Origin of the sequence: Pseudoalteromonas sp. SG43-6 (assembly GCF_014164365.1) — a bacterium.
Taxonomy (GTDB): Bacteria; Pseudomonadota; Gammaproteobacteria; order Enterobacterales; family Alteromonadaceae; genus Pseudoalteromonas; species Pseudoalteromonas rhizosphaerae.
Genome location: NZ_JACJEZ010000001.1, coordinates 1 through 12,854 on the forward strand (window position 1 = coordinate 1; position 12,854 = coordinate 12,854).

General features: G+C 39.8%; 9 protein-coding genes. 5 read left to right on the plus strand and 4 right to left on the minus strand.

The window, feature by feature from the left end:
- Positions 1-291: 291 nt before the first annotated feature.
- Positions 292-1,785 carry a guanosine-5'-triphosphate,3'-diphosphate diphosphatase gene (gppA, locus tag H5201_RS00005; RefSeq protein ID WP_182739426.1) on the minus strand — a complete coding sequence of 498 codons (1,494 nt, stop codon included), beginning with the start codon at positions 1,783-1,785 and terminating at the stop codon, positions 292-294.
- A gap of 47 nt (positions 1,786-1,832) precedes the next feature.
- Positions 1,833-3,110, minus strand: a complete 1,278-nt coding sequence (rhlB, locus tag H5201_RS00010; RefSeq protein ID WP_145239899.1) for an ATP-dependent RNA helicase RhlB — start codon at positions 3,108-3,110, stop codon at positions 1,833-1,835.
- A gap of 90 nt (positions 3,111-3,200) precedes the next feature.
- On the opposite strand from rhlB, the gene trxA reads away from it, so the two are divergent.
- Together trxA and rho are read left to right on the plus strand one after the other, a co-directional pair.
- A complete protein-coding gene (gene trxA, locus H5201_RS00015; RefSeq protein WP_145239901.1) occupies positions 3,201-3,527 on the plus strand; it encodes a thioredoxin TrxA in 327 nt (108 codons plus the stop codon).
- A 181-nt stretch (positions 3,528-3,708) separates the two neighbouring features.
- Positions 3,709-4,968, plus strand: coding sequence for a transcription termination factor Rho (gene rho / locus H5201_RS00020; RefSeq protein WP_064666866.1), 1,260 nt, complete (start codon positions 3,709-3,711; stop codon positions 4,966-4,968).
- A 275-nt stretch (positions 4,969-5,243) separates the two neighbouring features.
- Here rho and H5201_RS00025 read toward each other — a convergent pair whose 3' ends face one another.
- Entirely contained in the window at positions 5,244-8,060 is a 2,817-nt protein-coding gene (locus tag H5201_RS00025; protein WP_182767390.1) for a tetratricopeptide repeat protein, read from the minus strand.
- Positions 8,061-8,139: 79 nt separating this feature from the next.
- Here H5201_RS00025 and H5201_RS00030 point away from each other — a divergent pair, with 79 nt between their 5' ends.
- Positions 8,140-8,724 carry a DNA-J related domain-containing protein gene (locus tag H5201_RS00030; RefSeq protein ID WP_182739428.1) on the plus strand — a complete coding sequence of 195 codons (585 nt, stop codon included), beginning with the start codon at positions 8,140-8,142 and terminating at the stop codon, positions 8,722-8,724.
- 7 nt (positions 8,725-8,731) lie between these two features.
- Here H5201_RS00030 and dbpA read toward each other — a convergent pair whose 3' ends face one another.
- Positions 8,732-10,120 (minus strand): ATP-dependent RNA helicase DbpA, encoded by a 1,389-nt coding sequence (dbpA, locus tag H5201_RS00035; protein WP_145239907.1) that lies wholly within the window; start codon positions 10,118-10,120, stop codon positions 8,732-8,734.
- Between the two features lie 224 nt (positions 10,121-10,344).
- Here dbpA and H5201_RS00040 point away from each other — a divergent pair, with 224 nt between their 5' ends.
- Both H5201_RS00040 and H5201_RS00045 read left to right on the plus strand, forming a co-directional pair.
- The gene (locus tag H5201_RS00040) at positions 10,345-11,748 is read left to right on the plus strand and encodes a M20/M25/M40 family metallo-hydrolase (RefSeq protein ID WP_182717463.1); all 1,404 of its coding nucleotides are present in this window, start codon (positions 10,345-10,347) and stop codon (positions 11,746-11,748) included.
- Between the two features lie 93 nt (positions 11,749-11,841).
- On the plus strand, positions 11,842-12,780 hold the full coding sequence (locus tag H5201_RS00045; protein WP_182717464.1) for a tetratricopeptide repeat protein: 939 nt from the start codon (positions 11,842-11,844) through the stop codon (positions 12,778-12,780).
- The last annotated feature ends 74 nt before the right edge of the window (positions 12,781-12,854 follow it).

Here is a 12,854-nt window from a genome sequence, read left to right on the forward strand (position 1 = left end):
GTTGCGACATTGTCGCTAGGGATGCGTATAATACATCCTTTATTTTTCGAGTCAACACTTAGTTTTAAACTTTCTTGCGAACATTTAAAACCGAAGTTTTATTTAACTCTCTGAGTTGTTCGTGCCTCGCTATGCGTTGGCGTTTCCCGTCTCAGTGGGGTCGCATTATAGGGAGATCCAAAAACAGATCAACACTTTTTTTGATCTTTTTTGATTTAATTGACTGTTCGAACAAATTTAGTGCATAAAGGTGGTTTTTAATACAATAAAAGGGCTTTTACAGCCCTTTTGTTACTTAACAATAAACTTCCAACCAGCTTTTGCTTGCTGTTTAGACTCTTGTTGGAGCTCACTTGCCATTAGCGGGTGCGCTTTTAGCCAATCATTTTCAAATATTAGTGTTAGAGCGTCATTATTAACAGTTAATACTAATTTTGGTAATACATCATCTTGGCGACGCATTGATAAGATCACTGCGATCCTAAGCAACCGTGTTACATACTGAGTAAGCTGAGCATGGCAGCCTAAATACTCAAAAACATTCTTTTGCAGATCTGAACGATGTGCATTCGCTACAGCCGCAATAATTTTATGCTCCGATTGTGAAAAGCCTGGCATATCGGTGTTTTCTAAAATATAAGCGGTGTGCTTTTGATATTGCTTATACTCAATTAACAAACCAATCTCATGCAATTGCGCAATCGCTTTTAGTAAAGGCAGGCCACTATTGTTGAATAGTGGCCACTGCTCGCTGACTTGAGCTGCGAGGTGACTGGCGAGTTCTGCAACTCGGTTCGCTTGTTTTTGATCGACATGATAACGGCTCATCAGGCCATCAACAGTGCGCTTTCGAATATCATGATTATGAAACTCAGGGACCATGCTATAAAGCACACCTTCACGAAGTGCGCCTCCTGCTAATCCCATTTTATCAATTTCAAGCGCTTCGAATAAAGCAATTAAAATAGCGAGCCCTGACACAAAAACTAAACGTCTTTCTTCACTAAGCCCAGGTAAATCGAGCTCAGCGATGGTCTCATAGGCGATCGATTGCTTTTTAATTTTATTGAGTTTATCTAAACTCAGTGTTTCATCGAGTGATTGTGCCACCATAATTTCTTGGATAGCTTGTACAGTACCCGATGCACCTGATGCAATCTCCCAACCCGCCACTTTATAACTTGGCGCTATATCATCAATAACTACTCGTGCGGCTTTAATAGCAGCATTGAAATTAGCGTCATTGAGTTTACAGTCTTTAAAGTAACGTTCTAGGTAGGTAACACAGCCCATGTTTAGGCTTTTATAATGTAGTGCGTCGAATCCCTTACCTATAACTACCTCAGTACTGGCACCGCCAATATCTATTACTAGTTGGCGACCACTACATGAAGATGTATGCGCAACGCCTTTATAAATAGTGCGCGCTTCTAGCTCACCACTAATGACATTAATTTTATGCGCAAGGATTTGCTCGGCTTTGATTTTAAATTCATCAGCATTCGTTGCTAAGCGCAAAGTAGCGGTGGCAACAATAGTAATGTTGTTTTTAGGGATATCTTGAAGACGCTCTGCAAATAGTGCGAGACATTCCCAGCCTCGTTGCATTGCTTCTGTGCTCAGTAAATTATCATCATTTAGCCCAGCGGCTAATCTGACTTTGCGTTTAACTCGGCCTATTGTTTGTAAGCCGCCAGCAATTGACTTAGCGATCAACATGTGAAAACTGTTAGATCCTAAATCAATTACTGCATAAACATTTTTTTGCGGTTTAAGTTGCCCCACCGTTCAAAAACCTCTAGTTACTACTACGACTATAACGACGGTCGCAATTACGACCGTGCTTTTTGGTAACTATTGTTTGGTCTACGTCCGCTGTTGTTACTACGACTACGTGGGCCTGTTGAATAATTACGCTTTCTTTGAATAGTAGGCTTAGTTAAATCATCAAGCAATGCACTTTTATCATAATGTGATAAAGGAATGCTGTGCTCTATGTATTCTTCAATTTCATGAAGATTATATGCGTACTGCTCACATGCAAAACTAATTGCCTTACCTGATGCCCCAGCGCGTGCTGTACGGCCAATACGATGAACATAATCTTCACAATCATCTGGTAAGTCGAAGTTAAATACATGACTCACTTCAGGGATATGTAAGCCACGAGCAGCAACATCTGTTGCCACAAGGAAGTCTAAATCACCTTTAGAGAATTGCGCTAAAATTGATTGGCGTTTTTTCTGATTTACGTCACCAGTGAGCATTCCCACCCGGTGTCCATCAGACTTTAACCATGCATAAACCGTTTCACAGCTATGTTTAGTATTTGCAAACACAATGGCTTTCTCAGGCCATTCTTCTTCAATCAAAGTTAATAACAGCTTAACTTTATCTTCTTGAGAAGGATGAAATAACTCTTCAACAATGCGCTTGCCAGTTTTCACATCGGGTTCAATTTGTACATGCTCTGGGTTTGTCATGTGCTCAAACGCCAGTTCTTGAACGCGATACGATAACGTTGCTGAAAATAATAAATTAAGGCGTTGTGATGTATCCGGCATACGGCGGAACATATAGCGAATGTCTTTTATGAAACCCAAATCAAACATACGATCGGCTTCATCAAGTACCACTACTTCGATTTCATTGAGGGTGTAACACCCTTGTTTATATAAATCGATTAAGCGCCCTGTGGTGCCAATTAAAATATCAACGCCTTTTTCTAATTGTGCACGTTGTTTTTCGTAATCTTCGCCACCATATACTAAACCTAAGTTAAGATTACAGTGTGGCGCTAAAATTTTTGCATCTTTGTGGATCTGAATCGCAAGCTCCCGAGTAGGGGCCATGATCAGGGCTCTTGGATGTTTACTAGGTGCTTTGCTAGATTGTAATAACCGATGGCACGTGGCAGTTAAAAACGCCAACGTTTTGCCTGTACCTGTTTGTGCTTGACCCGCAATGTCGCGGCCATCACAAATAAAAGGTAGGCATTTAGCTTGTATGGGTGTGCAATATTCAAACCCACTTTCGGTTAACCCGGCAACCACTTCCGGTGCAATAGCAAAGTCTGAAAACTTTTTATCGGTCAAATGTGTCTTAGTCATAGCGTTTAAGCATAACGTTTAAACTTGCAATAAGAAACAAGAGTGTTTAAATACGCATTAAATAATTCGCCTAACTTATCGGAGAGCGCAATGAGCGAGAAAATTATTCAATTAACTGACGATGGCTTTGAAGCTGACGTTTTACAATCAGACAAGCCTGTATTAGTTGATTTTTGGGCAGAATGGTGTGGACCGTGTAAAATGATCGCGCCAATTCTTAATGAAGTGGCAGAAGAGTTTGATGGCCGTGTTGTAATCGGTAAATTAAACATCGACCAAAATGCTGGCACACCACCTAAATTTGGTATTCGTGGTATCCCTACGTTACTTCTTTTCAAAGAAGGCCAAGTTGCGGCAACTAAAGTTGGTGCACTTTCTAAAACTCAACTTGTTGAGTTTTTAGAAAACAACATCTAAAAATATGCCTAAAAAAAGGGCAACTGCCCTTTTTTTTAATTTTTTTTGTATAAAGACTGGACGCCTAGCGAATGACCTGCTAGTTTATAAAGCCAACTAATCCTTAGTTTACCAACAAACCTCTCTCACTAATCAATATCGATTATATGAGCATGATAACTGTAATAAAGAACCCACCAATATGCATTTACGCGAATTAAAAGACAAGTCGATCAAAGAACTTGTAGACTTAGCTGAGTCCATGGGGCTCGAAAACGTAGCCCGCTTAAGAAAGCAAGATATTATCTTTGCTATCCTTAAAGCCCACGCCAAAAGTGGAGAGAACATTTTTGGCGGTGGTGTATTAGAAATCTTACAGGATGGTTTTGGTTTCTTAAGATCATCAGAAGCCTCTTACCTTGCTGGTCCTGATGACATTTATATATCACCTAGCCAAATTCGTCGTTTTAGTATGCGTACTGGTGATTCTATAATGGGTCTCATACGTCCACCTAAAGACGGTGAACGTTACTTTGCATTACTAAAAGTAAACGAAGTAAATTTTGATAAACCTGAAAACTCTCGCACGAAAATTCTTTTTGAAAACCTTACCCCGCTACATGCAAACGAACGTTTACGTATGGAACGCGGTAATGGTAGCACCGAAGATATCACTGCTCGAGTACTTGATTTAGCCTCACCAATTGGCCGTGGTCAACGTGGTTTATTAGTAGCACCGCCTAAAGCGGGTAAAACAATGCTACTACAAAATATTGCGCAATCGATTACCCATAACCACCCAGATGCGACATTGATGGTACTACTTATCGATGAGCGTCCAGAAGAAGTTACTGAGATGCAACGCCTAGTAAAAGGTGAAGTTATTGCATCAACGTTTGATGAACCAGCAAGCCGTCACGTACAAGTTGCTGAAATGGTAATTGAAAAAGCAAAACGTTTAGTTGAGCACAAAAAAGATGTAATCATCTTACTGGATTCAATCACACGTTTAGCACGTGCTTATAACACGGTAATTCCTTCATCAGGTAAAGTACTTACTGGTGGTGTTGATGCTAACGCCCTGCATAAACCAAAGCGTTTCTTTGGTGCTGCGCGTAACGTTGAAGAAGGCGGTAGTTTAACTATTATCGCAACTGCGCTTATCGATACCGGCTCTAAGATGGATGAAGTTATCTACGAAGAGTTTAAAGGTACTGGTAATATGGAATTACACTTAAATCGTAAGATTGCTGAAAAACGTGTATTCCCTGCAATCGACTTTAACCGCTCAGGTACCCGTCGCGAAGAGCTACTGACTAAACCTGATGAACTACAAAAAATGTGGATTTTACGCAAAATAGTTCATGAAATGTCTGAAATTGATGCCATGGAGTTTTTAATTGATAAACTCTCTATGAGCAAAACGAATGATGAATTTTTTGATTCGATGAAGCGTCAATAATTCTCTTTACTAGATTCTAAAATGCCTGTTAATACAGGCATTTTTTTTGCCTATCCCTAAATCTCACTCCTATTATAAATTTGTTTTATTAATCTCTTTGCTCTGTTTCCTATAGACGAAAATCAGACTGCGCAGTATTGAGTAAATATTAAAACTGCGATTATTTAAATCTAGCACACAGTAATGCCACTCAATAAAACGCTCAACTCGCTTTATTGGTTAGTAGTAACTTATAGCCTTAATGTAACGACCCATTAAGCTTATATATCGCTCTTTTAAGTCAGCTGTTGTGATAGCTGCTTAATCAAATCATCTACTAATTCTTTTATGTCGGCATCACTGCTGGGGTTATGTTTTTGTGATAAGAGTGATTTATCTAAGCACATCGCTGCATTAGCTACATCAGTTAATGAAAATATCTGTGCGGCACCAAGGATACGATGGCTATCTTGCTGTAATGCAATATAGTCCTTTGCTGCAAGGTGCTGTGTAAGTGACGCTATTTCATCATCAAAGCTGGCAATAAAACTCGTCACTAAATCGCTAATATCAGGATTAGCTAAAGGTAGCGTGCTGGTGCTATTTAAATGCGCTGCGAGTGCCTGATAAAACGCTTCTTTTTCTATTGGCTTACTTAAATAGCCAGTAAATCCCATCGCTAAGTAATTATCTATTTCATGACTCATTGCATTAGCTGTTAAAGCAAAAATAGGTTTATTAAAACCACACTTATTTAACAGTTCAAATGCACTAAGGCCATCCATTACTGGCATCTGTATATCTAATAAAACAACATCTGGAAATTCACTGAGGCACTGTTCAACTGCTTGCTCACCATTACTTACTGAGATCACTTCAAGGCCAATCGACTTTAAAAAGCGCGTTATTAGTCTACGATTGTCGGGATGATCTTCTGCTAATAATACTCGCCCAACTAGACCTTTAGTTGCAGCTGGTTTTGAGTTGTCGGTAGCAAGAAGGGTTGGCGCATACTCTTTACATGGCACATTAAAAATAAACTCACTGCCATTACCATGCTCACTTTCAACACTAATATAACCCCCCATCATAATTGCTAATTGCTGGGAAAGACTCAAACCAAGTCCTGAACCACCGAACCTGCGAGTGATGGTATTATCGCCTTGTTGAAAACATTCAAAAATGTTTTTTATTTGCTCTGTATTCATACCAATCCCCGTATCAATCACTTTAAAGCATACGCCTTGTTCGGTGTGATTAATATCCAGAGTAACACTGCCGTGCTCGGTAAATTTGATCGCATTAGTCAGTAGGTTTATTAGTATTTGCTTGACGCGGATCATATCTAACTTAGTCCAATAACTCGAGCCTAAGTGATTTTCTAATAGCAGCGTTAAGCCTTTGCTTTTAGCCTGCATACTTGACATAGCATAAACATCATTTACAAGCTCCACGAGGTCAAACTCGCTAACATGTAAATCTAAACGGTTTGCTTCTATCTTACTAATATCGAGCACATCATTAATCAAATCTTTTAAATGATCGCTATGTTTTTTAATAACTAACAATTCTGTTTGTAATTGCTGGGGCTGATATAAACCATGCAATAAGTCGTCTGTTTGCCCTAAAATAGCGGTAAGTGGTGTGCGTATTTCATGGCTGATATTAGCCAAAAACTGGCTCTTAACTTGATTCGCGGCACGTAGCTCTTGTGCCACATATTGTAATTCTTGAGTACGTTGCTCAACTTTTTGCTCTAATTGGGTTTTGGCCTTTTTTTCGATTGCACGGCGATATAATACAACTGCACAGATCAATACCAACATCAGCACAATAGACAGTAAAATAGTTAACTGTGAGCGTTTTTCAATCTTTAATTCTTGTAGGCTACGCTCTTGTTTAAGCTGTTTAATTTCTTGGTTTAACTGGTTCGACTGAAACTGAGACTGAAATACATTTAACGCTTTCATAACCTCTTCACTGGTTATGCTACGTTGATAATCGACAAACTGTTGGTGCAGATGAATAGCCCGCTTATAGTCACCGGCACCAGCACTTAACAACGCCTCGATACCTAAGCCGTCTTTAATGCGCAATTCATCTTTATATTCTTTGGCTAGTGATATTGATTGTTGTAAATTTTGCTCCGCAATATCAATATCCCCCATCACTAATTGCACTTTAGCTAAAACATGTAAGGAGGCTAATCGTAAGGATTGATTATATATTTGCTGGGCGTACTTTTGAGCTGCTTGTGCGTGATACAAAGCTGCATCCAACTCATCTATTTTTAAATTTATGTTAGCTAAGTTGGTATGCTGTACAGATAACTGATAGGCATCATTTACACTTTGATAATAGCGTAAAGCGAGCTGGTAATAGTGCAACGCTAATTGATTTTGACCCGACTCAGTATAAGCAACACCCATATTGCCATAGGCACGAGCAATCCCCTCTTCATCACCCAATTGCTGAAATACATCGAGCACTTCGCGATAAATTTCGAGTGCCGAATCATAGCTAGATAAACGAATATAGATGCCCGCAATGTTATGAAGAATATCAGCTTTGTCTTGCGCGCTACCATCTATTTCATAAAGTGCTTTTGCCTGCTGGTAATGATCTAAAGCAAGCTCCATGTTGTGCATATTAAAATATGCAAGGCCAATATTACTTAGCAAATTGGCTTGTTTTAATGGACTCTTTAAACGTACCGCTAAGTTTAACGCACGGCTGTAATCAATAATGGCTTGTTGTAATAAACCTTGAAAATATTGCACCACGCCCTGCATTTTTATTGCTCGAAAATGTAACTCAGGCAGATTTTCAAATGTACTATGCTGCTCAAGCAACTGATAATAATGCAATGCTTGGGGATAATTACTCAACTCAAACGCATGCTCTGCTAGACTAGAATAAATAGCAACTTGTTGTTGATTTGATAATTGCGTAGACAATAATTGGGTAGCTAACAGCTGCTTTTCAGACCATTCATCCGTAACTTTAAATTGTTCAAAAAGTGCGATTGGTTGTTGAGCATTACCTGATTGAGAAAAAACGCCAAGCACACTAATCGAGCAAATAAATAATAGGCGCTTAAACTGACCCAGCATAATTTTTTCCTTGGAATTTTGTTAGCAGTAGAAGCTATGATAGTTTAGTCAAGATACACCAATAACTAGACTGTAAACAATGCTTAACCCACTGATTGATGAGATTTTCGAGTTAATTTTAACGAAGCACATTTGGAAGGTTCACACTTTAGCATTGGAATTATCTGAGCGTGGTGTAATTAATGACTTAGATACAGATCCATACCGTGATCTGTTTAAGCGTAACTTTTTAATTATGAATGCACTTTATCAACTGCAGCAACAACTGTTGCCAAATCAATATTTATTGGTAGCCAGTTTACATATAGAGCTCACCGATAATCCAGATAAGATAACCATTGCAGCGCATGACTCATTACAAGCGTACTATCTAGATTGGCAAAATTACGATGCCTCGATAACAGAAGTTAAATCACTGTTAGATAAATTTTGGCGTACTTTTCGTGCATCACCAACAATAAATACGCTTGATCAACAACAACGCCAGACATTATTAAAGCACTGGGAATTACCTGACGATTTTTCTATGCAGGCATTGCAAAAGCGCTGGCGGCAGTTGGCAACACAATATCATCCAGATAAACAACATGGTAATGCAGAGCAGTTTAAACAGTTAAAAAATGAATATGAGCAGCTTAGGGCAAGCTGCTCAAAAGCATCATAAGCAATAATTAACGAGTTAAACGACGGGCACGAATTTTACGGCCTTTAATATTACCTTCCGTTAATTTTCGTAGCGCGGGCTTTGAGCTATTACGTTCGACAGCCACAAAAGCCACATTATCAAGCACATTAATTTTACCGACTTGACGTCCGGCAACACCATCTTTACCGGTTAATGCACCTAAAATATCACCTGCGCGTACCTTTTGCTTTTTACCTGAATCGATCATTAGTGTCACCATTTGTGGTTTGTATGGTGGCTTTTCAAGTAGGCTAAACGGCGGTAATTGTTCTGGTAAAAAATCACATTCATAATGGTCACCAATTTGTGCCACTTTGAATTGTTCTGCATCGCCATAAATAGAGCATGCAATGCCTTTTTTACCAGCACGACCAGTTCGACCAATACGGTGTACGTGGGTTTGTGGGTCATGGGCAAGGTGGTAGTTAATCACCATATCCATATCATCGATGTCTAAACCACGAGCGGCTACATCAGTGGCCACTAAAATCGAGGCGCTTTTATTAGCAAAGTGGATCAAGGTGCGCTCACGATCTCGCTGCTCTAAATCACCATGCAATGACACGGCACTGAAGCCTTCATCAGCTAAATCATCACACACCTGTTGAGTTTCGACCTTGGTATTACAAAACACCACACAACTTTCTGGTTGAAACTTCAGCAGCAACAATTTTAATGTATTAAAACGTTGTTTGTTATTATCCATTTTATAAAAGTACTGTTTAATAGTACTTTTTTCTTGCTCTTCTTCAACCTTCACCATAACAGGATTGCTTAATACACGCTTGGCAATCGCTTCTATTGCGCGCGGAAAAGTGGCGCTAAATAATAAAGTTTGACGCTGTTTTGGAATACGCTCAATAATTGCATCCAAAGTGTCTTGAAAGCCCATATCAAGCATTTGATCGGCTTCATCAAGTACTAGCGTGTCTACATCATCTAAACGTAGCGTACCTTTGCGAATATGATCATCTACACGCCCAGGTGTGCCAACAATAATATGTGCACCATGCTCTAGTGAACCAATTTGTGGACCAATCGACACGCCACCACATAGAGTTAATATTTTTATATTGTGAATACCACGCGCTAATTTACGCATTTCCACAGCTACTTGCTCAGCCAACTCACGGGTTGGACAAAGCACTAAAGACTGTATACGAAAACGCTTAACATTAAGCTTGGCCAACACACCTAAACTAAATGCGGCAGTTTTACCTGAGCCAGTTTTAGCTTGTGCAATGATGTCTTTACCTTCAAGCACTGGCGGCAGGCTTTGCGCCTGTACAGCGGTCATTTGGGTGTAACCTAAAGTCGATAAGTTATCGACCAAACCTGATGGTAAAGCGAGTGATGAAAAAGCTGTAGCGGTCAAAGTAATTTCCAGTGCAATAAGTAAACATGAAAAGCCGCTGCAGATGCCCGACTTAGTTATGCTGCATAATAGCAGAATATACAAATTGCTACCATTAAGCTGACCATATTCTCAATAAACATTCACCATAACATCACCACCGATAGGCATTTATCTCATCTACTTTTGTTGCTCAGTATTAAATGCTTTAATAACCCTCACTTGAAAATATAACCAGGTCAATAATGAAAAAAATCATCACCGGATTACTGCTAGCCGGCAGCTTTTTAGCCAATGCCGCCGAGCCTGAATTTACCGCAAAGCAACTTCAGCAAGTCACCGAACTAAGAACTAATGCCAGTAACAGCGAGTTAAGCTATCAATTGCTTGAATCGCTTACTACTGAAATAGGACCTCGCTTACCTGGTACAGAAAATGATAAAAAAGCCGTTGCGTGGGCCCAAGCTAAATTTAAAGAGCTTGGTTTTGATAAAGTATGGCTAGAAGAGGCAACCTTCCCTGAGTGGCGTCGTTTTAGTGAAAGTGGCAAAATTTTAACGCCAAGCGAGCAACCTTTGCACCTAACAGCATTAGGCCACAGCGTTAGCACACCAAAAGATGGCATTACCGCTGAAGTTGTATTATTTGAAACGCTTGATGAACTTATCGCAGCACCAGCAAACAGCTTAAAAGGTAAAATAGCTTATATAAATTACCATATGAACCGCCATATTGATGGCAATGGTTATGGTCCTGCTGTTCGTGCTCGCTCAACAGGTTCAGTTGAGGCTGCAAAAAAAGGCGCGATTGGTTATATGATGCGTTCTGTTAGCACCGCACATCACCGCTTTGCTCATACCGGTGGCAGTCACTATCAAGAAGGTGTTACGAAAATCCCTAATGTGACCATTGCTAATCCTGATGCAGATCAGCTAGCTCGCTTAGTTGCACTAGGTAAAAATGTTACCGTAAATATCAATGTGCAAACTGAAGATCGCGGCCAAGGTACTGGCTATAACGTGATTGGTCAGTTCAATGGCACACAAAACCCTGAACAATACGTACTGATTGGCGGTCATTTAGATTCTTGGGATTTAGGCACTGGCGCACTTGATGATGGTGCAGGCGTTGCGTTAACCATGGCTGCTGCCAAACATATTAGTGAAATAAAACGCCCTAAACGCAGCATTCGTGTAGTGTTATTTGCCGCCGAAGAGCTAGGATTATGGGGCGCTAAAGCTTATTTTAAAAAGCATGCAAATGAACTTGATAAAATTGTTGCCGCCGCTGAATCTGACTTTGGTGCTGATGTAGTGTATGGCTTTGAATCGAATGTATCTGCAGCCTCGTTGCCAGTAGTGCGTGCAATAGCCAAGCAACTTGCGCCGTTAAATGTTGAATACATAGGTAAAAATAGCGCTAATGGTGGGCCTGATTTAATTCCATTTAAAAATGCCACCAGCGCGCCAATTTTTGAGCTGCACCAAGACGGTACTGATTACTTTGACTACCATCACACTGCTGATGATACGCTTGATAAGATCGATCCGGCTAAACTTAAGCAAAATACCGCAGCATATGCTGTATTTGCGTTAATGGCAGCTGATGCTAAAACTACAATTAAAGCAAAGCCTGTAGCAAGCAAATAAGCTAACCAAACATACTTTCTTACAGTTTTCTGCTTTGCATCTAACCTTCCTTGTTTTAATTTAACGTAAAACAAGGAAGGGAAAAAAGGTCATATGCTACTATTCAATACCAGCGATTCATTGTCGTTTTTCAGCCAAATAAAAACCTGCCCACACTGTCATCATGATGACTATCGACTACAAAACCACAGCCGCTTTTTGCGTTTTTCAATTGTCCCTATGCTGCCATTAGCATGGCATTATCAATACCAGTGTAGCCATTGCCAGCACAATGTACAGCTTTCAATTATGCAACTGCCATGGTTAGAAAAGCTTTCTTTGATCAAATATTTTATAGGCTCGATATTACTTATCTGGTTATCTATTTACTTTTATACACAACATCTTGATGAGCTAAAAGCCAAACAAGCAATACTCAGCCAGCCACAAGCATTCGATACTTACTTGGTACATGCTGATAAGTTTTCTAACGAACCATTGCGCCCTGAAAACCTAAAAGTAGCCCAAGTACTCGAGTTTGATGACCAAAATATCACCTTTCAAATCAGCAATTATCGCTATAAACGCGACAGCGGCATTACTATGGCTATGCGTACCAGCTTATTGGTACAAAAAGATTATTTTTCATCAAAAACAATTACTTTACCGCGCAGCGAAGTACAGCGTTTATATGATGAAGGTGCTATTTATGATGTACTGCGCCCTTACGCATATAGCTTATATGGTGGTTTTGTGATGTTCCCACCACGCCCTAAACCGCTATATGAAGGGGTGAAGCTTAATAAAAATAATCAGCAAGGCATCATCTATTACAAAGATGGGTTATTTCCTGAAGCGTTCGAAAGCTTTTTACTCGCCAGCAAAGAAGGCTCACAATGGGGTCAGCTTAATACTGCGCAAATGTATCGTGATGGTGAAGGGGTAGAAAAAGATATCAGCCAAGCTATTTATTGGTATCAACAAGCTGCAGGGCAAAATAACCACAAAGCCAAATTACAACTCAAAGAGCTGTGCCTTGAGTATTCCTGTTAATATAGCCAAACTACCTACAACAAGTGGATATAAATATGGCAAGCTTTTAGCTTGCCATTTAACACGTAAATACG